The 24494-nt window shown below is 71.0% G+C and carries 23 protein-coding genes; 22 read left to right on the forward strand and 1 reads right to left on the reverse strand.

From position 1 onward, the window contains the following. Positions 1-21: 21 nt before the first annotated feature. Entirely contained in the window at positions 22-672 is a 651-nt protein-coding gene (locus tag O7622_RS06160; protein ID WP_282312280.1) for a hypothetical protein, read from the reverse strand. Between the two features lie 72 nt (positions 673-744). On the opposite strand from O7622_RS06160, the gene O7622_RS06165 reads away from it, so the two are divergent. From O7622_RS06165 to O7622_RS06270, 22 genes are all read left to right on the forward strand, one after another. Next, positions 745-1023 carry a type II toxin-antitoxin system prevent-host-death family antitoxin gene (locus tag O7622_RS06165; protein WP_282312281.1) on the forward strand — a complete coding sequence of 93 codons (279 nt, stop codon included), beginning with the start codon at positions 745-747 and terminating at the stop codon, positions 1021-1023. Positions 1024-1201: 178 nt separating this feature from the next. Further along, on the forward strand, positions 1202-1357 hold the full coding sequence (locus tag O7622_RS06170; RefSeq protein WP_282312282.1) for a hypothetical protein: 156 nt from the start codon (positions 1202-1204) through the stop codon (positions 1355-1357). A 73-nt stretch (positions 1358-1430) separates the two neighbouring features. Beyond that, positions 1431-2621 (forward strand): cyclic dehypoxanthinyl futalosine synthase, encoded by a 1191-nt coding sequence (gene mqnC / locus O7622_RS06175; RefSeq protein WP_282312283.1) that lies wholly within the window; start codon positions 1431-1433, stop codon positions 2619-2621. Between the two features lie 425 nt (positions 2622-3046). Continuing rightward, the gene (locus O7622_RS06180) at positions 3047-4303 is read left to right on the forward strand and encodes a cell wall anchor protein (protein WP_282312284.1); all 1257 of its coding nucleotides are present in this window, start codon (positions 3047-3049) and stop codon (positions 4301-4303) included. Between the two features lie 99 nt (positions 4304-4402). Then, positions 4403-5113 (forward strand): demethylmenaquinone methyltransferase, encoded by a 711-nt coding sequence (locus tag O7622_RS06185; RefSeq protein ID WP_091046507.1) that lies wholly within the window; start codon positions 4403-4405, stop codon positions 5111-5113. A gap of 74 nt (positions 5114-5187) precedes the next feature. Beyond that, complete coding sequence (locus O7622_RS06190) at positions 5188-5406, forward strand: hypothetical protein (protein ID WP_282312292.1); 219 nt, start codon at positions 5188-5190, stop codon at positions 5404-5406. A 134-nt stretch (positions 5407-5540) separates the two neighbouring features. Beyond that, on the forward strand, positions 5541-6815 hold the full coding sequence (locus tag O7622_RS06195; RefSeq protein WP_282312293.1) for a geranylgeranyl reductase family protein: 1275 nt from the start codon (positions 5541-5543) through the stop codon (positions 6813-6815). 134 nt (positions 6816-6949) lie between these two features. Further along, complete coding sequence (locus O7622_RS06200; RefSeq protein ID WP_013283601.1) at positions 6950-7315, forward strand: NADH-quinone oxidoreductase subunit A; 366 nt, start codon at positions 6950-6952, stop codon at positions 7313-7315. A gap of 11 nt (positions 7316-7326) precedes the next feature. Then, the gene (locus tag O7622_RS06205; RefSeq protein WP_013283602.1) at positions 7327-8007 is read left to right on the forward strand and encodes an NADH-quinone oxidoreductase subunit B; all 681 of its coding nucleotides are present in this window, start codon (positions 7327-7329) and stop codon (positions 8005-8007) included. Further along, positions 8004-8741 carry an NADH-quinone oxidoreductase subunit C gene (locus O7622_RS06210; RefSeq protein WP_282312294.1) on the forward strand — a complete coding sequence of 246 codons (738 nt, stop codon included), beginning with the start codon at positions 8004-8006 and terminating at the stop codon, positions 8739-8741. Before O7622_RS06205 ends, O7622_RS06210 begins: the two co-directional genes overlap by 4 nt. Next, positions 8738-10063 (forward strand): NADH-quinone oxidoreductase subunit D, encoded by a 1326-nt coding sequence (locus O7622_RS06215; protein ID WP_013283604.1) that lies wholly within the window; start codon positions 8738-8740, stop codon positions 10061-10063. The genes O7622_RS06210 and O7622_RS06215 overlap by 4 nt, the downstream gene beginning before the upstream one ends. Beyond that, positions 10060-11172, forward strand: coding sequence for an NADH-quinone oxidoreductase subunit NuoE (gene nuoE / locus O7622_RS06220; RefSeq protein WP_282312295.1), 1113 nt, complete (start codon positions 10060-10062; stop codon positions 11170-11172). Before O7622_RS06215 ends, nuoE begins: the two co-directional genes overlap by 4 nt. Next, entirely contained in the window at positions 11169-12485 is a 1317-nt protein-coding gene (gene nuoF, locus O7622_RS06225) for an NADH-quinone oxidoreductase subunit NuoF (protein ID WP_282312297.1), read from the forward strand. The genes nuoE and nuoF overlap by 4 nt, the downstream gene beginning before the upstream one ends. 58 nt (positions 12486-12543) lie before the next feature. Then, entirely contained in the window at positions 12544-14985 is a 2442-nt protein-coding gene (locus tag O7622_RS06230) for an NADH-quinone oxidoreductase subunit G (protein ID WP_282312298.1), read from the forward strand. Next, positions 14982-16337 (forward strand): NADH-quinone oxidoreductase subunit NuoH, encoded by a 1356-nt coding sequence (nuoH, locus tag O7622_RS06235; protein ID WP_282312300.1) that lies wholly within the window; start codon positions 14982-14984, stop codon positions 16335-16337. The genes O7622_RS06230 and nuoH overlap by 4 nt, the downstream gene beginning before the upstream one ends. A 1-nt stretch (position 16338) precedes the next feature. After that, complete coding sequence (gene nuoI, locus O7622_RS06240) at positions 16339-16986, forward strand: NADH-quinone oxidoreductase subunit NuoI (protein WP_128137504.1); 648 nt, start codon at positions 16339-16341, stop codon at positions 16984-16986. Further along, positions 16983-17753, forward strand: coding sequence for an NADH-quinone oxidoreductase subunit J (locus O7622_RS06245; RefSeq protein ID WP_282312301.1), 771 nt, complete (start codon positions 16983-16985; stop codon positions 17751-17753). The genes nuoI and O7622_RS06245 overlap by 4 nt, the downstream gene beginning before the upstream one ends. Before the next feature lie 55 nt (positions 17754-17808). Then, a complete protein-coding gene (gene nuoK, locus O7622_RS06250; protein WP_013283611.1) occupies positions 17809-18108 on the forward strand; it encodes an NADH-quinone oxidoreductase subunit NuoK in 300 nt (99 codons plus the stop codon). A gap of 79 nt (positions 18109-18187) precedes the next feature. Beyond that, positions 18188-20077 carry an NADH-quinone oxidoreductase subunit L gene (nuoL, locus tag O7622_RS06255; protein WP_282314055.1) on the forward strand — a complete coding sequence of 630 codons (1890 nt, stop codon included), beginning with the start codon at positions 18188-18190 and terminating at the stop codon, positions 20075-20077. A 64-nt stretch (positions 20078-20141) separates the two neighbouring features. Next, positions 20142-21674 (forward strand): NADH-quinone oxidoreductase subunit M, encoded by a 1533-nt coding sequence (locus tag O7622_RS06260; protein WP_282312303.1) that lies wholly within the window; start codon positions 20142-20144, stop codon positions 21672-21674. A 60-nt stretch (positions 21675-21734) separates the two neighbouring features. After that, entirely contained in the window at positions 21735-23288 is a 1554-nt protein-coding gene (gene nuoN / locus O7622_RS06265) for an NADH-quinone oxidoreductase subunit NuoN (RefSeq protein WP_013283614.1), read from the forward strand. Positions 23289-23377: 89 nt separating this feature from the next. Continuing rightward, positions 23378-24418, forward strand: a complete 1041-nt coding sequence (locus O7622_RS06270) for a polyprenyl synthetase family protein (RefSeq protein WP_282312304.1) — start codon at positions 23378-23380, stop codon at positions 24416-24418. Positions 24419-24494 lie beyond the last annotated feature (76 nt).

Raw genomic sequence — 24494 nt, forward strand, 5'->3', positions numbered from 1 at the left:
TTTAACTTGCGGCGCCGCCGGTCAGAAGACGACAGGCGGTGCCGTGGCGGCGCGGCCACGGGCCCGGCTGACGTGGCCGCGCCACCCGCCGACCAGCGCGAGCAGGGTCCATCCCGCCGCGCCGAATACGAGCATGCCCCGTTTCCCGTCCGGGTCCACGTCCCGCGCGTCGGCCAGTTCCACCTCGCCCTGCGGGTCGACGAGCACAGTCAGTCGCTGGCCGACCCGGTAGCCGGGGGAGCTGCCCTGGTATACCAGCGGCTCGTCGAGCCGGCCGGTGTCGCCCTGGAGGACGAACTCGTGCCGCTTGCCGGCGATCTGCACGTCGGTGATGGTGACCTGCTGGGCGACGCCGCGCTCCCGAAGCACCGACTCCGGCGCGAGCTGGACGGTGCCCACCAGCACGAACAGGGCCGGCAGCACCGACAGGAGGGTCAGCCACCAGCCCCGGTGCAGCAGGCGCAGGCCGACCGCGAAGGCGAGGCAGCCGACCAGGGCTACGGAGATCGCCACCGCGATCGGCAGTCCCACTGCGAGGTGGCCGACCACCGCGCTGACCGTGATCACGGCGAGGCCGAAGCCGACGAGCACGGCGGTCATGGTGAGGGACCAGAGGGCGGAGCGGGCACCGGCTACGCGTACCGGGGTGGGCGGAGGCGATACGACTGACACGCCGAGAGTGTAGGCGGCCGACGCCAGAGCTCCATCCGTGACGCGTAGAACGTTGCGTCCTACACATGGCTCATGGAGCAGGTCGCCGTCCGGGAGCTGAACCAGCACACCAGCCGGGTGCTGGCGCGGGTGCGTGCCGGTGAGACGGTCGAGGTGACCGATCGGGGTGAGCCGATCGCCCGCCTCGTCCCGGTGCTGGCCGGCGACGCGCTTCTCGGCCGGTTGGTGGCCGAGGGCCGGGCCACGGCCCCGACCACGACCGGCCCGGTCCCGATGCCGCCGGTGCTCGGGGATCCCGCGGTGGACGCTGCGGCCGCACTGGTCGAGGCGCGCGACGAGGAGCGCTGGTGATCTACCTCGACTCGGCGGCGGTCATCAAGATGCTGCGGCGGGAGGCGGAGACGCCGGATCTGCTCGGCCGGCTGAACGAGCGCGCCGGCACCGCCCTGGTGTCGTCGGCTCTCGTCGAGGTGGAGGTGCCACTGGCGTTGCGTCGTGCCGCTCCACAGCGGGCGCATATCCGGAGCCGATGCTGCGCAGCCCGGGCGCCGTCCACCTCGCCACCGCCGAGGTCCTGGCCCGGCAGGGGGCGGCCGAGTTCGTCGCGTTCGTCACGTACGACAAGCGACTGCTCGAGGCGGCCAAGGCGATCGGGCTGCCGGTGGCCAGCCCGGGCATGCCCTGACCGGGTGGGTCTCTCGTCACCGGGTGAGGAGTGGCGTTTCCCGCCGTCGGGCCCGCGACGTACGCTCGGGGATGTGACGGCGAACCGGGAGCTCGACGACATCCTGCAACGCGGCGCGGACGGCGGGCGGATCACGCCCGAGGAGGCGCTGCTGCTCTACACCGACGCGCCCTTCCACGCGCTGGGCGAGGCGGCCGACGCGGTACGGCGGCGCCGCTACCCGGACAACATCGTCACCTATCTCATCGACCGCAACATCAACTACACCAACGTCTGCGTGACGGCGTGCAAGTTCTGCGCGTTCTACCGGGCCCCCAAGCACAAGGAGGGCTGGACCCACCCGACCGAGGAGATCCTGCGCCGTTGCGGCGAGGCGGTCGAGCTGGGCGCCACCCAGGTCATGCTCCAGGGCGGGCACCACCCGGACTACGGCGTCGAGTACTACGAGGAGCTGTTCTCCTCGGTCAAGAAGGCGTATCCGCAGCTCGCCATCCACTCGATCGGCCCGAGCGAGATCCTGCACATGGCGAAGGTCTCCGGCGTGAGCCTGGACGAGGCCATCGCCCGGATCAAGACCGCCGGCCTGGACTCGATCGCCGGTGCCGGCGCCGAGATGCTGCCGGACCGGCCGCGCAAGGCGATCGCGCCGCTGAAGGAGTCCGGCGCCCGCTGGCTGGAGGTCATGGAGCTGGCGCACCGGCAGGGCCTGGAGTCGACGGCCACCATGATGATGGGCACCGGCGAGACGAACGCCGAGCGTATCGAGCACCTGCGGATGATCCGCGACGTGCAGGACCGCACCGGTGGTTTCCGGGCCTTCATCCCGTGGACGTACCAGCCGGAGAACAACCACCTGAAGGGCCGCACCCAGGCGACCACGCTGGAATACCTGCGCCTGGTCGCGGTGGCCCGCCTGTTCTTCGAGACGGTGCCGCACCTCCAGGCGTCCTGGCTGACCACCGGTAAGGACGTCGGGCAGCTCGCGTTGCACATGGGCGTGGACGACCTCGGCTCGATCATGCTGGAGGAGAACGTCATCTCCTCGGCCGGCGCCCGGCACCGGTCCAACCTGCACGAGCTGATCGGCATGATCCGGTCGGCCGACCGGATCCCGGCCCAGCGGGACACGCTCTACAACCGGCTCGCGGTGCACCACACGCCCGCCGACGACCCGAGCGACGACCGCGTCGTCTCGCACTTCTCGTCGATCGCCCTGCCCGGCGGCGGTGCCGGGAAGTCGCTGCCGCTGGTCGAGGTCAACTGACCCGGTTCCGCCGTTCGGCCGGTCGGCGTCCGTCGTGCGGCCGGAGCTCCGCCCGTTTTCGGTGAAGCTTCGGTCAGGGGTCTTCACCAGCGTGATCACCGGCGGCTAGCCTGCCCGCGCGACACCACCGATCCGGGCCGCGAGCAGGCAGGTAACAGGTCGGCGGCGACCCGGGTGGGCATGGCCCGGTGAGCCGACGACGCCATTACGCTGGCGGCGTCCGTCGGACCGTCGTCCTCCATCGGCCCAGGAGGGCCGTTCACATAACGCACCGCGGCAGGGGCGGGATGGGTCATCCATCCCGCCCCTGCCGTCTGCCGGATCGACGGGAATTCCCACCGCCGGGCGGTGGCGTGACGACGCGTCGCTCCGGTACCGTCCGTTCGTTCGGTACGTGATCACGCGTCCCTACCCCCGGGGGAACAATGACCTTCCGCTACCGGTCCACGCTGGCCCGTGCCGGCGTCGTGGCCCTGCTCTCCACCGCCGGTCTCGGCGCCGCCGCCGGCCCGGCACAGGCCGCCGACAAGGCCGACCTCCAGCTCATCCCGCTCAGCTACCAGCTCGCCAAGGGCGTCACCGAGGCGAAGGCCAAGCCGTTCAAGTTCCAGGTGAACAACACCCTCGGGACCGTCGACGCGAAGGGCGTCCGGGTCACCGTCGAGACCAAGGGTCTCAAGACCGCCAAGGTGGGCGTGCTGGTTCCGAAGGGCTGCGACATCCGCGGCACCACCTTCTCCTGCCTGCTCGGCGACCTGCCCGCCGGCACCACCGAGGACTTCGGCCTCCCGTTGTTCTCCACCGGTGGCAAGGGCGCGGCCGGCACGCTCACGGTCTCGATCAGCGCGGCGAACGGCACCGGCGTGCTCGACTCGGTCGACCACGACATCACCGTCACCGAGCCGGGCTACGACCTCACCACCTGGGTCCAGGACGTGTACGCCGACGTGCGCGTGGACGGTGACGACGCCGACGAGGCGGGCCTGCGCCCGGTCCGGCCGGGCGGGACCGCGCCGCTGGACTGGGCCGTGTTCAACGACGGCAGCAAGCGCGCCACCGGCGTCAAGTACGGGATCGCGCTGCCGGCCGGTGTCACCTTCGCGAAGCTGCCCGACGGCTGCGTCGAGCAGAACCTGGGTGGTTTCCTCAACGCGTACTGCGAGGACCTGGGCGCGGTGCTCAAGCCCGGCCAGTACTACACCGCCGACGTCCGGGTGACCGTCGGCGCGGACGTGACCGAGAAGCTGCTCCGGCCCGGCATCCTCTGGGCCGAGGGCCTCGACGCCGCCTCCGGTACGCCCGAGGAGGAGCCGCGGGTCGCCAGCTCGGCGCAGCGGCGCGCGTTCGCCGAGACCGACGACGGTGACAACAGCGCGGTGTTCGACGTCTTCGTCGACCAGAGCCCGTCCACCCCGAGCCCGACGCCGACCGCCCAGCCGACCTCGACGCCGACCGCCCAGCCGACGCCGACCGGCGGCGCGACGGCGGTGCCGACCCCGACCTCCGGTGGTGGCGCGGGTGGCGGCAGCGGCGACGGTGGCCTGCCGGTGACCGGTATGCAGGTCGGCCTGATCGGCGGCATCGGCGCGGCGGTGCTCGCCGCCGGCGCGGCGCTGATGATGCTGTCCCGCCGCCGCAAGGTGGTCCTTGTCGCTCCGGGCGAGGAGCGCACCGGCGACTGACCGGGGAACCGACACGCGACCAGGGCGGGGTGGGTGACCATCCCGCCCTGTCGCGTACCCGGGGGGAGGTGGGGGCGGCGCGGCTGGCAGAGTGGAGGGGTGAGCCGTACCCCGCAGGGCCAGCGCGCCAGCCTGGACAAGCAGCCGCACGAGGTCGCCGCGATGTTCGACGGTGTCGCGGCCCGCTACGACCTGACGAACACCGTCCTGTCGTTCGGCCAGGACCGGTCGTGGCGGCGGGCCACCCGGGCGGCGCTCGGGTTGCGGCCGGGCGAGCGGGTGCTGGACGTGGGCGCCGGCACCGGTGTGTCGACCGAGGAACTGGCCCACTCCGGGGCGTACGCGGTCGGCGCGGACCTGTCGCTGGGCATGCTGCAGGCCGGCAAGCGCACCCGGCCGTCGGTGCCGCTGCTGGCCGGGGACGCGCTGCGGCTGCCGTTCGCCGACGCCAGCTTCGACGCGGTGACCATCTCCTTCGCGTTGCGCAACGTCAACGACACCGACGCGGCGCTGGCCGAGCTGGCCCGGGTGACCCGGCCGGGCGGGCGGCTGGTGGTCTGCGAGTTCAGCACTCCGGTGAACCCGGCGTTCCGCACCGTATACCTGTCGTACCTGATGCGGTCGTTGCCGGCGGTGGCCCGCGCGGTGTCGAGCAACCCGGACGCCTACGTCTACCTGGCGGAGTCGATCCGGGCCTGGCCGGACCAGGCGGCGCTGGCCGCGCGGATCGGCGCGGCCGGCTGGGGCCGGGTGGCGTGGCGCAACCTGACCGGCGGCGTCGTGGCGCTGCACCGGGCCGTCCGAAACTGACCGCCCGGCCAGCGGAAGCTGGTCATTTCGTGAATATCCGATTTTGGTCTACTTTGTCCCGTAGGCTCGCCCCCATGACGGGACCAGACCAGGCCGCCACCGACGACGACGCCGCCGAGCTGATCGCGCAGCTCCGCGAGCTGGCCGGCGCGGATCCCGCCGATGTCCGGCAGGTCGTCGCCGAGGTGCTCGCCGCGCTGGACCGGGCCGCCGGCGGCGCGTTGCGCGACCACCTGCCCGACGCCATCCGCCTCGACGCCGGGCTCGGACCGGCCGTGCAGGCCCGCCCGTGACCGGTCTCGACGCTCTTACCGGCGCGTTTCCGCGAAGTTAGGCCCCCCTCAGCGAGTACTGGTGTAACGCCGGTCATAGACTCCAACCGGATCGGCTTGTGAAGCATTTCACGAGCATGCGGGAGGAGGCGCGGATGACCGCGGTGGAGAACGACGCCGACGTCATCGTCGTGGGCGCCGGTCCCGGAGGATCGGCCACGGCATACCACCTGGCGCGGCACGGCGTACGCGTGCTGCTGCTGGAGAAGACGGAGTTTCCCCGGGAGAAGGTCTGCGGCGACGGGCTCACGCCCCGCGCCGTGCGGCAGCTGATCCGGATGGGCGTGGACACCTCGCCCGAGGCGGGCTGGCTGCACAACAAGGGCCTGCGGGTGATCGGCGGCGGTATACGCCTGGAACTGGACTGGCCCGACCTGGCCAGCTTCCCCAACTACGGCCTGGTGCGCACCCGGCTCGACTTCGACGACCTGCTCGTCCAGCGTGCGGTCGCCGCCGGGGCGAAGCTGCAGACCAGCGTCAACGTCCTCGGGCCGGTGCTCGGCGCCGACGACCGGGTGATCGGTGTGCAGGCCGAGGTCGGCCCGGACAAGGAACCCGCCACGTTCCACGCGCCGCTCGTGGTCGCCGCCGACGGCGTCTCCGGCCGCTTCCCGCTCGCCCTCGGGCTCGCCAAGCGGGAGGACCGCCCGATCGGCGTGGCCGTCCGCCGCTACTACCGCTCGCCCGCCAAGCACGACGACGACTACCTGGAGTCCTGGCTGGAGCTGCGGGCCAAGGGCAGCGACGCGCTGCTGCCCGGCTACGGCTGGATCTTCGGCCTCGGTGACGGCCGGGTGAACGTCGGCCTGGGCGTGCTGAACTCCTCCTCGGCGTTCGGCAAGACGAACTACCGCAAGCTGCTCACCGACTGGCTCGCGAACACCCCCGAGGACTGGGGGATGACAGACGAGTCCAACGCGGAGGGTCCGATCCTCGGCGCCGCGCTGCCGATGGGCTTCAACCGCGTCCCGCACTACACCCGCGGGGTGCTGCTCGTCGGCGACTCCGGCGGCATGGTCAACCCGTTCAACGGCGAGGGCATCGCGTACGCGATGGAGTCGGGCGAGATGGCCGCGGAGGTCGTGGTGCAGGCGCTCGCCCGCCCGGCCGGCGCGGAGCGGGAGCGGGCGCTGATGGCGTACCCGCAGGAGCTGAAGGCCCGCTTCGGCGGCTACTACCGGCTCGGCGGCGTCTTCGTGAAGCTCATCGGCCGCCCCGAGATCATGCGGATGGCCACCAAGCACGGCATGCCGCACCCGATGCTCATGCGCTTCGTGCTCAAGCTGCTGGCCAACCTGACCGACCCGCGCGGCGGGGACGCGATGGACCGGGTCATCAACGCGATGACGAAGGTGGCCCCGGCCGTGTAGGAGACGACCGGCCCGGGGCCCGACGCCCGCGAGCCGGACAGAGATCGGCCCCCGCCGACCGAGGTCGTGAGGGACGTGAATAGTGTGATTTTGGCCAACCACCGAGGTCAGGGAAGGACGAGCAGGGGACAACGATGACGCTCTCTCCTTACGCACCCATCATCGGGCTGTTCGCCCTCGCTGCGGCGTTCGCGCTGTTCTCCGTGGCCGCTGCCCGACTCGCCGGCCCGCGGCGTCTGAACAAGGCCAAGCTCGAGGCGTACGAGTGTGGCATCGAGCCGAGCCCGCAGCCGGTCGGCGGCGGCCGGTTCCCGATCAAGTTCTACCTGACGGCGATGCTCTTCATCGTCTTCGACATCGAGATCATCTTCCTCTACCCCTGGGCGGTCTCCTTCGACGCCCTGCCGATCTTCGGCTTCGTGGAGATGGTCCTGTTCATCGTCGCGGTCTTCGTCGCGTACGCCTATGTGTGGCGTCGCGGCGGCCTGGACTGGGACTGAGGAGGTAGCAGATGGGCATCGAGGAGAAGCTCCCCTCCGGCGTCCTGCTCACCAGCGTCGAGAAGCTGGTCAACTGGACGCGGAAGACCTCGGTCTGGGGCGCCACGTTCGGTCTGGCCTGCTGCGCCATCGAGATGATGGCCGCGGGCGGCCCGCACTACGACATGGGCCGCTGGGGCATGGAGGTCTTCCGCGCCTCGCCCCGCCAGGCGGACCTGATGATCGTGGCCGGCCGGGTGAGCCAGAAGATGGCCCCGGTCCTGCGCCAGATCTACGACCAGATGGCCGAGCCCCGCTGGGTCATCTCGATGGGCGTCTGCGCCAGCAGCGGCGGCATGTTCAACAACTACGCCATCGTGCAGGGCGTCGACCACGTGGTCCCGGTCGACATGTACCTCCCCGGCTGCCCGCCCCGGCCGGAGATGCTCATCGACGCGGTGCTCAAGCTGCGCGAGAAGATCATGCATGAGCCGCTGGGCCCGAACGGCCGCAAGATGCTGGAGGCCCGCCAGGCGCGCGGCGACGTGCCGGTGGTGCCGTACGGCTCGATGCCCTCGTCGTACCGCAGCGACAAGGCCCGGCGTGCCGAGTGGACGAAGGCGGTCCGCGAGGGGCGTGAGGAGCAGCTGCGGATCGAGAACTGGATGAAGGCGCAGAACCACCTCCAGGCGTCGCATAGGGGCCCGAAATGACCGCACTGAACGACAAGAACAACGACGGCGGGGTGCCGGTACCCACCACACCGGCCGGTGCCAGCTCCACCGCCCCGGCGGAGTACCCGCCGGCCAGCCCGGCCGGCCGGGGTATGTTCGGCAACCAGGGCACCGGTGACGTCTCCGGCTACGGCGGCCTGGTCCGGCAGCGCAAGCCCGTCGAGGAGGCGTCCCGGCCGTACGGGAGCTACTTCGACGAGGTGCGGGACGCGCTGGAGGAGGCGTACCCGGACTTCGGCGACGCGATCGAGAAGGTAGTGGTCGACCGGGGCGAGCTGACCCTGCACGTCCGCCCGGAGCGGATCGCCGAGGTCTGCCAGGTGATGCGCGACGACCTCGCGCTGCGCTTCGAGCTGTGCTCCTCGGTGTCCGGTGTGGACTACCTGGGCGCGCAGGAGCGCCGCCTGCACGTGGTCTACCACCTGACGTCGATGACCTACCGCCGTAGCGTCCGGCTGGAGGTGGCGGTCTCCGTCGAGCAGCCGCACGTCCCGAGCGTCACGGCCGTCTACCCGACCGCCGACTGGCAGGAGCGGGAGACGTACGACATGTTCGGCGTCGTCTTCGACGGCCACCCCGCCCTGACCCGGATCCTCATGCCGGACGACTGGGAGGGGCACCCGCAGCGCAAGGACTACCCGCTCGGCGGCGTACCCGTCGAGTACAAGGGTGCGGAGATCCCCCCGCCGGACCGTAGGAGGTCGTACCAATGACCACGTCGAACTACGCGACCGAGCGCGAGACGACCGAGGGCAAGGTCTTCACCGTCACCGGCGGGGACTGGGACGAGGTCGTCTCCGGCACGGACCCGATCAACGACGAGCGGATCGTCGTCAACATGGGTCCGCAGCACCCGTCCACCCACGGCGTGCTCCGGCTGGTCCTGGAGCTGGAGGGCGAGACGGTCCGCGAGGCCCGCTCGGTCATCGGCTACCTGCACACCGGCATCGAGAAGAACCTGGAGTACCGCAACTGGGTCCAGGGCTCGACGTTCGTGACCCGGATGGACTACCTCTCGCCGCTGTTCAACGAGACGGCGTACGCGCTCGCGGTGGAGAAGCTGCTCGGCATCACCGACGACATCACCGAGCGGGCCACCACCATCCGTGTGCTGATGATGGAGCTCAACCGGGTCTCGTCGCACCTGGTCTGGCTGGCGACCACCGCCATGGAGCTGGGCGCGATCAACATGATGCTGTACGGCTTCCGCGAGCGGGAGTACGTCCTCGACATCTTCGAGACCATCACCGGCCTGCGGATGAACCACGCGTACGTGCGGCCGGGCGGTGTGGCGCAGGACGTGCCGGACGACGCGATCCGCAAGATCCGCGACTTCCTCCAGCTGATGCCGAAGCGGCTCAAGGAGTACGAGAACCTGCTGTCCGGCCAGCCGATCTGGCTGGAGCGCACGCAGCACGTCGCGGTGCTCGACGTGACCGCCTGCATGGCGCTCGGCGTCACCGGTCCGGTGCTGCGCAGCGCGGGCCTCGCCTGGGACCTGCGCAAGACCATGCCGTACTGCGGTTACGAGACGTACGAGTTCGACGTGCCGACGCACACCGACGGTGACGTGTGGGGCCGCTACCTGGTCCGGGTGGCGGAGATCCGCGAGTCGCTGAAGCTGATCGAGCAGGCGCTGGACCGCCTGAAGCCCGGCCCGGTGATGGTGTCCGACAAGAAGATCGCCTGGCCGGCGCAGCTCGCCATCGGCGTGGACGGCATGGGCAACTCGCTGGAGCACGTCGCCAAGATCATGGGTCAGTCGATGGAGTCGCTGATCCACCACTTCAAGCTCGTCACCGAGGGCTTCCGGGTTCCGCCGGGCCAGGTGTACGTCGGCATCGAGTCGCCCCGCGGCGAGCTGGGCGTGCACGCGGTGTCCGACGGCGGCACCCGGCCCTACCGGGTGCACTACCGGGAGCCGAGCTTCGTCAACCTCCAGGCCCTCCCGGCGATGGCCGAGGGCGGCCTGATCGCCGACGTGATCGCCGGCGGCGCCTCGCTGGACCCCGTGATGGGTGGTTGTGACCGATGAGCTTTACCGAAACGACTCGCGCCCGGGCGCGGGAGATCATCGCCCGGTACCCGGCGGACCGGTCCCGCTCGGCGCTGCTGCCGCTGCTGCACCTGGTCCAGTCCGAGGAGGGCTACGTCTCCCCGGCCGGTGTCGAGTTCTGCGCCGAGGTGCTCGGGCTCAACAAGGCCCAGGTCGGCGCCGTCGCCACCTTCTACACCATGTACAAGCGCAAGCCCACCGGTGACTACCTGGTGAGCGTCTGCACCAACACCATGTGCGACGTGCTCGGCGGGCAGAAGGTCTACGACACACTCGCCGAGCACCTCGGCGTCGGGCACGAGGAGACCACCGCCGACGGGAAGATCACCCTGGAGCACGCCGAGTGCCTGGCGGCGTGCGACTACGGCCCGGTGATGACAGTCAACTACGACTTCTTCGACAACGTGGAGCCGCAGGCCGCGCTCGACGTGGTCGAGGAGCTGCGCGCCGGCGGCCGGCCGATGCCGACCCGTGGGGCGCGGCTCTGCACGCTCAAGGAGATGGCGGTCCAGCTCGCCGGTTTCGCCGACGAGCGGGACGGCGCGGTGGCCGACGGCGGGCCGGGCGAGCCCAGCCTGCGCGGCCTGCGCCTGGCCGAGCAGCACGGCGTCTCGGTGCCGGGCTTCGACCCGAGGACGCCGATCCGCAGCAAGGCCGAGGCCGACCGGGCCGCCGCCGAGGAGAAGGCGAAGGCCGAGGCCGCGAAGCCGGCCCCCGCACCCGAGCCGGCCAAGGCCGTCGAGCCGGCCGAGCCGGAGGCGGCCACCGGCAGCACCGCGCCGGACGTGAAGGCGCCGGACGCCAAGTCGCCGCAGGTGCGTACCGCCGAGACCCGGCAGCCGGACGCGGGCACCGCGGTGCCGGACGCGCCCGGCACGAAGATGCCGGTGGACGGCCCGGCCCCGGCGCCGCGCGACGCGCGGGCGGCGGAGGCGGCCGGCGTGGCGTCGAACCCGCCGGCCGGTGACGGCAAGCCCGCCGGCGACGCGGCCGGCGCGCAGGAGCGCAACCTCAAGGAAGCGGAATCCGGTACGGCCGCGGACGGCGGCGACCCGGCGGACGCGAGCGGAACGGGGGTCCGGAAGTGACCACTCCTCGGCCGGAGACGCTGGCCAAGCTCACGCCGGTGCTCACCAAGCGCTGGCTCTCGCCGGACGCGTGGCGGCTCGGCACCTACGAGAAGCTGGACGGCTACGCCGCCCTGCGCAAGGCGCTCAAGGCGCACCCGGACGACCTGATCCAACTGATCAAGGACTCCGGACTGCGCGGCCGGGGCGGCGCGGGCTTCCCGACCGGTCTCAAGTGGGGCTTCATCCCGCAGGGCGACGGGAAGCCGCACTACCTCGTGGTGAACGCCGACGAGGGCGAGCCGGGCACCTGCAAGGACCTGCCGCTGATGACCCACGACCCGCACTCGCTGGTCGAGGGCGTCATCATCGCCTCGTACGCGATCCGGGCCAACCGGGCGTACATCTACATCCGCGGTGAGGCGGTGCACGCCGCCCGGCGGCTGCGCAGCGCCGTCGACGAGGCGTACGCCAAGGGTTATCTCGGCCGGAACGTCCTCGGCTCGGGCTTCGACCTGGACCTGGTGGTGCACTCCGGCGCCGGGGCGTACATCTGCGGTGAGGAGACCGCGCTGCTGGACTCGCTGGAGGGCTTCCGCGGCCAGCCCCGGCTGCGCCCGCCGTTCCCGGCGACCCACGGCCTGTACGCCAGCCCGACCGTGGTCAACAACGTCGGCACCATCGCCAGCGTGCCGTACATCGTGCTCGGTGGCGCGGACTGGTGGAAGACGATGGGCACGGAGAAGTCGTCCGGCCCGATGATCTACTCGCTGTCCGGCCGGATCGCGAACCCCGGCCAGTACGAGTGCTCGATGGGCATCACGCTGCGCGAGCTGATCGAGCTGGCCGGCGGCATGAAGCCCGGGCACAACCTGAGGTTCTGGACCCCGGGTGGCTCGTCGACGCCGCTGCTGACCGCCGAGCACCTAGACGTGCCGCTGGACTTCGAGGGGGTGGCGGCGGCCGGCTCGATCCTGGGCACCACCGCCACGCAGATCTTCTCCGACCAGGACTGCCCGGTGTACGCGACCTACCGGTGGCTGGAGTTCTACCACCACGAGTCGTGCGGCAAGTGCACCCCGTGCCGGGAGGGCAACTACTGGATGGTCCGGGTCTACCGGCGCATCCTGGCCGGCCAGGGCACCCACGAGGACCTGGACACCCTGCTCGACACCTGCGACAACATCCTCGGCCGCTCGTTCTGCGGTCTGGGCGACGGCGCGACCAGCTCGGTGACCTCGTCGCTGAAGTACTTCAAGCAGGACTACCTCGACTACATCGAGGGACGTACCGCTCCGAAGCTGTCGGAGAAGACCCTGGTAGGGGCGCACTGATGCGAGCGCGAGGAGTGAGCGGAGCGAGCCCCGCAGTCGCGAGCGAAAGGCGAGCACTGTGACCGACGTAGCCAAGCAGACCGAGACCGTCACGCTGACCATCGACGGCGTCGAGGTCACCGCGCCCAAGGGCGCGCTGCTGATCCGCGTCGCCGAGCAGCTCGGCACCGAGATCCCGCGCTTCTGCGACCACCCGCTGCTGGCCCCGGCCGGCGCCTGCCGGCAGTGCCTGGTCGAGGTGGAGGGCCAGCGCAAGCCGGTCGCCTCCTGCACCCAGACCGTCGCCGACGGCATGGTGGTGCGCACGCAGCTCACCTCCCCGGTCGCCAAGAAGGCCCAGGAGGGTGTGATGGAGCTGCTGCTCCTCAACCACCCCCTGGACTGCCCGATGTGCGACAAGGGCGGCGAGTGCCCGCTGCAGAACCAGGCGATGTCCACCGGCCGGACGGACTCGCGGTTCCACGAGCACAAGCGGGAGTACCCGAAGCCGCTGCCGATCAGCACCCAGGTGCTGCTCGACCGCGAGCGCTGCGTGCTCTGCCAGCGGTGCACCCGGTTCTCCGAGGAGATCGCCGGGGACAAGTTCATCGACCTGATGGGACGCTCCTCGCACGAGGAGATCAACATCTACCGGGACGACGCGTACGGGGAGGAGGGCGACGAGGGGGACGTCCCGTTCAACTCGTACTTCTCCGGCAACACCGTGCAGATCTGCCCGGTGGGCGCGCTGACCGGCACCCAGTACCGGTTCCGGGCCCGCCCGTTCGACCTGGTCTCCACGCCCAGCGTCTGCGAGCACTGCTCGGCCGGCTGCGCGCAGCGCACCGACTGGCGGCGCGGCAAGGTGCTGCGCCGGCTGGCCGGCGACGACCCGGCGGTGAACGAGGAGTGGAACTGCGACAAGGGCCGCTGGGGCTTCCAGTACACCCGCGCGTTCGACCGGATCAGCACGCCGATGGTGCGCGACGAGAAGACCGGTGAGCTGCGCGAGGCGTCCTGGAGCGAGGCGCTGACCCGGGCCGCCGAGGGGCTGCGTGCGGCCCGCGACGGCGCGACCGGCACCGCGGTGCTGACCGGCGGGCGGCTGACAGTCGAGGACGCCTACGCGTACGCGAAGTTCGCCCGGATCGCGCTGCGCACCAACGACATCGACTTCCGGGCCCGCCCGGTCTCCCGCGAGGAGGCCGACTTCCTGGCCAGCAGCGTCGCCGGGGTCACCGACGTGACCTACACGGACGTGGAGAACGCGCCCGCTGTGGTGCTGGTCGGCCTGGAGCCGGAGGAGGAGTGCCCGATCCTCTTCCTGCGGCTGCGCAAGGCGTACCTGAAGAAGAAGCTCACCGTGTACGCGCTCGCGCCGTTCGCCACGCGCGGCCTGGAGAAGCTCGGGGCGAAGCTCGCCCGGGTGGTGCCCGGCGAGGAGGCCGGCGTGCTGGCCGAGCACGCCACAGTGGCCGAGGCGCTGGGCCGGCCCGGCGCGATCCTCATCGTCGGCGAGCGCCTGGCCGAGGTGCCGGGCGGGCTGTCGGCGGCGGCGGACGTCGCCCGGCGTACCGGTGCCCGGCTGGTCTGGGTGCCGCGGCGCGCGGGTGACCGCGGCGCTGTCGACGCGGGCTGCCTGCCGAACCTGCTCCCCGGCGGCCGGGTCGTCACCGAACCGGCCGCGCGAGCGGAGCTGGGCGAGGCGTGGGACATCCCGGCCGGGGTGATCCCCAGCCAGGCCGGCCGCGACACCGACGGCATCCTCACCGCCGCCGCGAACGGACAGATCGGCGCCCTGGTGGTGGCCGGCGTCGACCCGGCCGACCTGGCCGACCCGCGCCTGGCCGAGTCCGCACTGGACGCGGTGCCGTTCCTGGTCAGCCTGGAACTGCGGATGAGCGCGGTGTCCCGCCGCGCCGACGTGGTCCTGCCGGTCGCGCCGGTGGTCGAGAAGGCCGGCAGCTTCCTGGACTGGGAGGGCCGGCTGCGCACGTTCGGGAAGGTGCTGGACACCGGCGCGATGACCGACGCCCGGATCCTCGACGCGATCGCCGCGCAGCTCGACGTGCGGCTCGGCACCGGCGACGTGCCGAGCATCCGGCGCGAGCTGGGCGCGCTTCCGCGCACCCGGGTCGAGCGGCCGTCTGCGCCCTCGGTCGAGCCGGCCGCCGTGCGGCAGCCGGGACCGGGCGAGGCGGTGCTCGCCACCTGGCACCAGCTGATCGACCTGGGCAGCCTCACCGACGGCGACGAGCACCTCGCCGGCACCGCCCGCCCGCCGGTGGTCCGGCTCGGCAAGGGCACCGCAGAGGCGCTGGGTGTGGCCGACGGTGACCCGGTCACGGTGGGCACCGACCGCGGCGCGATCACGCTGCCGGCGGCGATCACCGAGATGCCCGACGGCGTCGTCTGGCTGCCGACCAACTCACCCGGCTCCACCGTGCGGCGCGGCCTCGGCGCGACGTCCGGCGACGTGGTGAGCGTCTCCGCAGTCGGGAACGAAAGGTGGGTGCAGTGAACCCCGTCATCCTCGCGGCGCAGGACCCGACGCTTGCCGACTTCGGCAAGGACCCGTGGTGGCTGGTCCTCGGGAAGATCCTGTTCGCGTTCGTCGTCGCCGTGGCGGCCACGCTGCTCGGCGTCTGGTTCGAGCGCCGGGTCGTGGGCCGCATGGCGGTGCGGCCCGGCCCCAACCAGGCCGGCCCGTTCGGTCTGCTCCAGACGCTCGCCGACGGCGTGAAGCTGGCCTTCAAGGAGGACATCCTCCCGCGCAAGGCCGACAAGGTCGTCTACTTCTTCGCTCCGGTGATCTCGGTGGTCTGCGCGGTCACCGCGCTGTCGGTGATCCCGTTCGGGCCGATGGTGAGCATCTTCGGGCACCGGACGCCGCTGCAGGTCACCGACGTGTCGGTGGCGGTGCTGGTGGTGCTGGCCTTCTCCTCGCTCGCCGTGTACGGCATCGTGCTCGGCGGCTGGGCCAGCGGCTCCACCTACCCGCTGCTCGGCGGTCTGCGCTCGGCGGCCCAGCTGGTCTCGTACGAGGTCACCATGGGCCTGAGCGTGGTCGCGGTCTTCATGACCGCCGGCACCATGTCGACGAGCGGGATCGTCGCCGCGCAGGGCGACGGCACCCGGCTGAGCATCGGCGGCGTCGACCTGGCCGCGCCCGGCTGGTACGCGATCCTGCTGCTGCCCAGCTTCATCATGTTCTTCATCGCCATCGTCGGTGAGACGAACCGGGCGCCGTTCGACCTGCCCGAGGCGGAGTCGGAGCTGGTGGCCGGTTTCCAGACCGAGTACAGCTCGCTGAAGTTCGCGCTGTTCATGCTCAGCGAGTACGTCGCGATGGTGACCATGTCGGCGTTCACCGTGACGCTGTTCCTCGGCGGCTGGCACGCCCCGTGGCCGATCACGATCTGGTCGGGCGCCAACGAGGGCTGGTGGCCGATGCTGTGGTTCTTCGGCAAGGTCATCATGCTGGTGTTCGTCTTCGTCTGGCTGCGCGGCACGCTGCCCCGGCTCCGGTACGACCAGTTCATGCGGTTCGGCTGGAAGGTGCTGCTGCCGCTGAACCTGGTCTGGATCATGGTGCTCGCCGGGCTGCGCTCGATCGAGGACTGGCAGGCCCGGGACCGGCTGCTCGTCACCGCCGTCGGCGCGGGCGTGCTGCTGCTGGCCACGCTCTTCTGGCCGTCGCGGAAGAAGGAGCCGAAGCCGTCGCTGCAGGAGCAGGCGGACACCCGGCCGTACGGCAGCTTCCCGCTGCCGCCGATGGATCTTCAGGTTCCGCCGAGCCCGCGTACCAAGCGCGTGCTCGCCGAGCGGGAGCCGGCCAACGTGGTCGCCGGCCAGGACTCCAGGGAGGTGTGACGTGGGCGCGATCACCGGAACGTTCAAGGGCTTCGGTGTCACCTTCTCGCACATGTTCAAGAAGGTCGTCACCACCGACTACCCGTTCAAGCCGCCGGTCTCGGCGCCGCGCTACCACGGGCGGCACATCCTCAACCGGCACCCGGACGGGCTGGAGAAGTGCATCGGCTGCGAGCTGTGCGCCTGGGCCTGCCCGGCCGACGCGATCTACGTGGAGGGTGGCGACAACACCGAGGAGCAGCGCTTCTCCCCTGGTGAGCGGTACGCCAGCACCTACCAGATCAACTACGCCCGGTGCATCTTCTGCGGGCTCTGCATCGAGGCCTGCCCGACCCGTTCGCTCACCATGAGCAACGAGTACGAGCTGGCCCGGGACAACCGGCAGGACCTGATCTTCACCAAGGAGCAGCTGCTCGCCCCGCTCCTCGAAGGCATGGAGCAGCCGCCGCACCCGATGCGGCTGGGCGACAGCGAGAAGGACTACTACGTCGGCGCGCTCACCAACCCGGGCACCTCGGCCGGCGCCGAGCGCTCGTCGATGGGCCCCGGCCGGTACCAGGTGGAGGAGCACCCCGGCGTGACCTTCCCCGGCGCCGAGCAGGCCGAGCAGCGGTCCGCCGCCGCGGCGGGCAAGGGAGGCAAGGCATGACCTCGGCTACGGTGCTCGCCGCCGCCGGCCAGGTGTCCGGGGGCGAGGAGGTCACCTTCTGGATCCTCGCGCCACTGGCCCTGCTCGGGGCGATCGGCATGGTGTGGGCCCGCAACGCGGTCCACTCCGCGCTCTGGCTGGTGCTGACCATGCTCTGCCTGGGCGTGTTCTACGTGCTCCAGGCCGGGCCGTTCATCGGCATGGTGCAGATCATCGTCTACACCGGCGCGATCATGATGCTGTTCCTGTTCGTGCTGATGCTCGTCGGCCGGGACGCGTCCGACTCGCTCATCGAGACGCTGCGCGGCCAGCGGGTCGCCGCCGTGGTCCTCGGGCTCGGCTTCGCCGGCCTGGTGGGCACCGGCCTCTACCGCGCGCTCGACGGCGTCCAGGCGGTCGGGCTCGACCAGGCCAACGGCGAGGGCAACGTGCAGGGCATCGCCCGGCTGCTGTTCACCAAGTACGTCTTCGCCTTCGAACTGACCTCGGCGCTGCTGATCACCGCCGCCGTCGGCGCGATGGTGCTGGCACACGTGGAGCGGCGCAAGGCGGACCGGATGGACCAGATCGCCACCATGAAGGCGCGGTTCCGCCCCGGCAACTACCCCGGACCGAAGCCCGGCCCGGGTGTCTACGCCACGTCCTCCTCGGTGGCCACCCCGGCCCGTCTGCCCGACGGCCGGCTGACCGACCGCAGCATCCCGGAGATCATGCCGGTGCGTGAGCTGACGGCCGAGGAGACCGCACCGAAGGGGACTGATCGGTGAGCGCGAGGAGTGCAGCGAAGCGGAGCCCCGCAGTCGCGAACGAAAGGCTGGCACGGTGACCCCGGACTACTACCTCATCCTCGCGGCGGTGCTGTTCACCATCGGCGCCGTGGGCGTGCTGGTCCGGCGCAACGCGATCGTGCTGTTCATGTGCATCGAGCTGATGCTCAACGCGGCCAACCTGACCCTGGTCACGTTCAGCCGGATCAACGGCGACCTGAACGGCCAGATCATGGCGTTCTTCGTGATGGTGGTGGCGGCGGCCGAGGTCGTGGTCGGGCTCGCGATCATCATGGCGATCTTCCGGACCCGGCGCTCGGCCAGCGTCGACGACGCCAACCTGCTGAAGTACTGAGGGGCTCGTGGTGGAACAGATTCTGACGATCGCCCAGTCTGAGCCAGCCGAAGCCGTCACCTTCGCCACGGCGGACGGGATGCTGGGCAGTGTCTGGCTGCTGGTGGCGATCCCGCTGGTCAGCGCGGCGATCCTGCTGCTGCTCGGCAAGCGGGCCGACCGCTGGGGCCACTGGCTGGGCGTGGGCGCCATCGGCGCCGCGTTCGTGCTCGGGCTCACCTACTTCTTCCAGCTGCGCGGGCTGGAGAACAAGCAGGTCGAGCTGAGCCTCTGGGACTTCATGGCGGTCGGCAACCTGCGGGTGGACTTCGGTCTGCTCTTCGACCCGCTGGCCGCGGTCTTCGTCCTGCTGATCACCGGGGTGGGCTTCCTGATCCACCTCTACGCCGTGGAGTACATGGCGCACGACGCGGGCCGGCGGCTGTTCTTCGCGTACTTCAACCTGTTCGTCGCCGCCATGCTCCTGCTGGTGCTCGGCAACAACTACGTGATGCTCTACTTCGGCTGGGAGGGCGTCGGCCTGGCGTCGTACCTGCTGATCTCCTTCTGGTACGGCCGGCCCAGCGCGGCCACCGCCGGCAAGAAGGCGTTCCTGATGAACCGGGTCGGCGACGCCGGCCTGGCCATCGGCATCTTCATCATGTTCGCCATGCTCGGCACCACCCAGTACGACGAGGTGTTCAACGGGGTCGGCTCGATGACCTCGACCACCGTGCTGGTGCTCGGCCTGCTGCTGCTGCTCGGCGCGGCCGGCAAGTCCGGTCAGTTCCCGCTCCAGGCGTGGTTGCCGGACGCCATGGAGGGCCCGACCCCGGTGTCCGCGCTCATCCACGCGGCCACCATGGTCACCGCGGGCGTCTACCTGATCGCCCGCTCCAACGCGATCTTCTCGGCCAACGAGACGCTCCAGCTCGTGGTGGTCAGCGTCGGCGCGCTCACGCTGCTGATGGGCTGCGTCATCGGCGCGGCCAAGGACGACATCAAGCGCGTGCTGGCCTGGTCGACGGTGAGCCAGATCGGCTACATGTTCCTCGGCGTCGGGCTCGGCGGCGGCGCGTACGCGCTGGCCATCGTGCACCTGCTGGCGCACGGCTTCTTCAAGGCCAACATGTTCCTCGGCGCCGGCTCGGTCATGCACGGCATGAACGACCAGGTGGACATCCGCCGCTTCGGCGGGCTCTCCAAGTACATGAAGGTCACCTGGCTGACGTTCATGATGGGCTGGCTCGCCATCATCGGCATGTTCCCGTTCTCCGGCTACTTCTCCAAGGAGCCGATCATCGTGGCCGCGTTCGAGCGGGAGGGCTGGACGGCCTGGCTGTTCGGCATGGCCGCGCTGCTCGGCGCCGGGCTCACCGCGTTCTACATGACGCGGCTGTTCGTGCTGACGTTCCACGGCCCGAAGCGCTGGACCGAGGACATCGAGCACCCGCACGAGTCGCCGAAACTGATGACCGTCCCGCTGATCCTGCTGGCGGTCGGCTCGGTCGGCGCGGGCTTCCTGCTCGCCACCTCCGTGCCGGACTGGCTCACCGCCACCAACGGGCTCGCCGCCGAGAGCGGGGAGCACGCGCCGGTGCTGGCGCACTGGCTGCTCACCGCGCTGTCGCTGCTGCTCACCGTGCTGGGCGCCGGGCTGGCCTGGTTCCTGTTCCGCTCCGGCACGGCCACCGAGCCGCAGCCGGCCGGCGTGGTGGTCACCGCCGCCCGCCGGAACCTCTACACGGACGCCTTCAACGAGGCGGTCTTCGAGAAGCCGGGCATCTTCCTCACCCGGGCGCTGGTGTTCCTCGACAACCGGGGCGTCGACGGGCTGGTCAACGGCCTGGCCGCCGCCGTGGGCGGGGGCTCGGGCCGGCTCCGGCGGCTCCAGACCGGCTTCGTGCGGTCGTACGCGACCTCGATCCTGACCGGCGCGCTGCTCGTGGTGGCGGCGTTCCTGGCGGTGCAGGCGGGGTGGCTGGCGTGATCGACCTCAACGCGGCCGCCCCCGCCGGCGGGCCACGCAGTCACGACGGAGGTAAGGCCGAATAATGTCCAACTTCCCGTTCCTCTCGGTGCTGACCGTGGCGCCGCTGGTCGGCGCCCTGGTGGTGGCACTGCTGCCCCGCAGCCGTCCGGACCTGGCCAAGCTGGTGGCGTTCGGCTGGTCGCTGCTGGTGCTGGTGCTCTCGGTGGTGATGTGGTTCGCCTTCTCCGCCGGTGGTGACCGGTTCCAGTTCCGCGAGTCGTACCCGTGGATCCCGAACTGGGGTGTGAACTTCACCTTCGAGGTGGACGGCATCGCGCTGGTCATGCTGATGCTGATCGCGATCCTGGTGCCGCTGGTGATCCTGGCGTCCTGGCACGACGCCGAGGCGTCGAAGCGCTCGGTGCCCGCGTACTTCGCGCTGCTGCTCGTCCTCGAATGCACGATGATCGGCGTCTTCGCCGCCGCCGACGTCTTCCTGTTCTACGTGTTCTTCGAGGTCATGCTGGTGCCGATGTACTTCCTGATCGGCAGCTACGGCGGCCACCAGCGGCAGTACGCGGCGGTGAAGTTCTTCCTCTACTCGCTGGTCGGCGGTCTGTTCATGCTGGCCGCGGTGATCGGCCTCTGGGTGGTCGGCGGGAAGACCTTCGACTGGCAGGCGCTGAGCCAGGCGGAGTTCGCCACCGACACGGCCCGCTGGCTGTTCCTCGGCTTCTTCGTCGCCTTCGCGATCAAGGCGCCGTTCTTCCCGTTCCACACCTGGCTGCCGGACGCCGGTGGCGCGGCCCCGGCCGGCGCCGCCGCGCTGCTGGTCGGCGTGCTGGACAAGGTCGGCACGTTCGGCATCCTGCGCTACTGCCTCCCGCTGTTCCCGGAGGCGTCGCGCTGGTTCGCGCCGTGGGCGCTGGCGCTCGGCGTCATCGGCATCATCTACGCCGCGCTGCTGGCGGTCGGTCAGAACGACCTGAAGCGGCTGGTGTCGTACACCTCGATCGCGCACTTCGGGTTCATCGGCGTCGGCATCTTCGCGTTCACCACCCAGGCCGGCACCGGCGCGGTGCTCTACATGCTCAACCACGGCCTGGCCACCGGCCTGCTGTTCCTCGTGGTCGGCATGCTGATCGCCCGGCGCGGATCGGCGCTGATCAGCGACTTCGGCGGCGCGGGCAAGCTGGTGCCGGTGCTGGCCGGTGTGCTCTTCTTCGCCGGTCTCGCCTCACTGGCGCTGCCGGGTACCGCGCCGTTCGTCTCCGAGTTCCTGGTGCTGATCGGCACGTTCACCGTCAACAAGCCGGTCGCGGTGATCGCCACGCTCGGCATCATCCTGGCGGCGGCGTACGTGCTGTGGATGGTGCAGCGCACCACGCAGGGCACGCTGAACCCGGCGCTGACCGAGGTCGAGGGCATGCGCCGCGACCTCACCCTGCGCGAGAAGGTGGTCGTCGCGCCGCTGATCGCGCTGATCGTGCTGCTCGGCTTCTATCCGAAGCCGGTCACCGATGTCATCAACCCCGCCGTCCAGGCGACCATGCAGGACGTCGGCAAGTCCGATCCCGCCCCTGAGGTCGGCAGCGTCCAGGAGGCCGCCCGGTGAGCGCGAGGAGTGAACGAGCGGAGCGAGTGAGCCCCGCAGTCGCGAACGAAAGGCCGCGAAGTGAGTGAACTGAGGCTGCCGTCGATCGACTACGCGGCGCTCGCTCCCATCCTGATCATGCTGGGTGCGGCGCTGCTCGGGGTCCTGGTCGAGGCGTTCGTGCCGCGCCGCCTGCGCAACGCTGTGCAACTCGGGCTCGCCCTGGTGGCGATGCTCGCCGCGATCGTCATGGTGATCCTGAACGCCGACGACCGGCTCATCACCATCGGCGGCGCCATCGCGATCGACGGCCCGACGCTGTTCCTCCAGGGCGCCATCCTGGTGCTCGCGGTGATGGCGCTGCTGCTCGTCGGCGAGCGCACCGTGGAGCGGGGCGGCGCCTTCGTGGCGCACGCCGCTGTCACCGCCGAGTCGGCGGAGGACCGGCGGCAGGCCGAGGGCGTCGGCGGCGCCACCGAGGTCTACCCGCTGATGTCGTTCGCGATCGGCGGCATGCTGATCTTCGTGGCGGCGAACGACCTGCTGACCATGTTCGTCGCGCTGGAGGTCTTCTCGCTGCCGCTCTACCTGCTCTGCGCGCTGGCCCGCCGCCGGCGTCTGCTGAGCCAGGAGGCGGCGCTGAAGTACTTCATGCTCGGCGCGTACGCCTCGGCGTTCTTCCTGTTCGGTGTGGCCCTCATCTACGGCTTCACCTCCGGGATCCCGGGTCGCACGGCAGGCGTCGACTTCGCCACCGTGCATGCCGCGGTCACCGACTCCCCGTCCAGTCCGGTGCTGCTGTTCGCCGGCATGGCGCTGCTCGCCATCGGCCTGCTGTTCAAGGCCGCCGCCGCGCCGTTCCACGTCTGGACGCCGGACGTCTACCAGGGCGCGCCGACCCCGGTCACCGGCTTCATGGCGGCCTGCACGAAGGTCGCCGCGTTCGGCGCGCTGCTGCGCGTCTTCCACGTCGCGTTCGCCGGGGCCTCGTGGGACTTCACCCCGGTGCTCGGTGCGATCGCGGTGCTCACCATGCTGGTCGGCGCGGTGCTGGCGGTCACCCAGACCGACATCAAGCGCCTGCTGGCGTACTCGTCGATCGCGAACGCCGGTTACCTGCTCGTCGGTGTGCTGGCCCCGAGCCGCGAAGGGCTCTCCGGCACCATGTTCTACCTGGCCGCGTACGGTTTCTCGGTGCTCGCCGCGTTCGCCGTGGTGACGCTGGTGCGCGACGCCGACGGGGAGGCCACCCACCTGTCCCGCTGGGCCGGGCTGGGCCGCCGCTCGCCGTTCTTCGCGGCGATCTTCACGTTCATCCTGCTGGCCTTCGCCGGTATCCCGCTGACCAGCGGCTTCACCAGCAAGTTCGCGGTCTTCGGCCCGGCCCTGGAGGCGAACCAGGCGTGGCTGGTGATCGCCGGCGTGCTGACCAGCATGGTGCTGGCCTTCCCGTACCTGCGGGTCGTCGTCATGATGTGGCTGTCGGAGCCGGGCGAGTCCACCCCGACGGTGACCGTGCCGGGCGCGCTCACCTCGGCCGCCCTGGTCATCGGCGTGCTCGCCACGCTGGTCCTCGGCGTGGTGCCCGGCCCGCTGCTCGACCTGACGACCGGTGCCGCCGAATTCGTCAGATGACAGAGGTGATCCCACCGGGGGCCGGTACGCCGTGGCGTGCCGGCCCCCGGCCCGTATCCCCGTCGACGAGCAGGTCGAACGGGTGTGGCATGGTTGAGGACGTGGCTAACCCGGCTGGCGAGCGTTCAGGTCAGTTCGGCGCGCTCGGCCTGCACCTCGCCGACCCGCGCGCCGAAGCCTCAGTGCTGCGCGTGCTCGACCGGGTCGAGGTGAGCCTGCGGGCGAGCGTGGCGAGCGCCGATCCGCTGGTCACCGAGGCGTCCCGGCACCTGGTCGAGGCCGGCGGCAAGCGGTTCCGTCCGCTGCTGGTGGCGCTGGGCGCCCAGTTCGGCGACCCGGACGCCGACCAGGTCGTCCCCGCCGCCGTGGTGATGGAGCTAACCCACCTGGCGACGCTCTACCACGACGACGTGATGGACGAGGCCGCAGTGCGGCGTGGCGCCCCGAGCGCCAACTCCCGCTGGACCAACTCGGTGGCCATCCTGGTCGGCGACTACCTCTTCGCCCGCGCCGCGGCCATCGCCGCCGATCTGGGCCCCGAGGCGGTACGCCTGCAGGCGCACACGTTCGCCCGGCTGGTGCACGGCCAGATCGCCGAGACGGTCGGCCCGCGCGACACCGACCCGGTCGCGCACTACCTGCACGTGATCGCCGAGAAGACCGGCTCGCTGATCGCCACCTCGGCCCGCTTCGGCGGCCTGTTCGGCGGCGCGGCGCCCGAGCACGTCGAGGCCCTGGCCGAGTACGGCGAGATCATCGGCGTCGCGTTCCAGCTCTCCGACGACCTGCTGGACATCGCCAGCGAGTCGGTCCAGTCCGGCAAGACACCCGGCACCGACCTGCGCGAGGGCGTACCCACCCTGCCGGTGCTCTACGCGATGGCCTCCGACGACGCGGACGCGGCGAGCGTACGGCTGCGCGAGATCCTGGCCACCGGCCCGCTGGTGGACGACGCGCTGCACGCCGAGGCGCTGGGCCTGCTGCGGGAGTCGCCGGCGCTCAAGCGTGCCCGGGAGACGGTGCGCAGCTACGCCGAGGACGCCCGGGCCCGGCTGGCACCGCTCCCCGAGGGTCCGGCACGTCGCGCGCTGGAGTCGCTCTGCGACTACATCGCCGACCGCACCAGCTGACCCACCCCGCGCCCACCCCACCCCACCCGCCCGGGCCGACCTCACCCGCCCAGGCTCTCGTCGATCATGAGGTTGA

Origin of the sequence: Micromonospora sp. WMMD1076, from assembly GCF_029581475.1 — a bacterium.
Taxonomy (GTDB): domain Bacteria; phylum Actinomycetota; class Actinomycetes; order Mycobacteriales; family Micromonosporaceae; genus Micromonospora; species Micromonospora aurantiaca.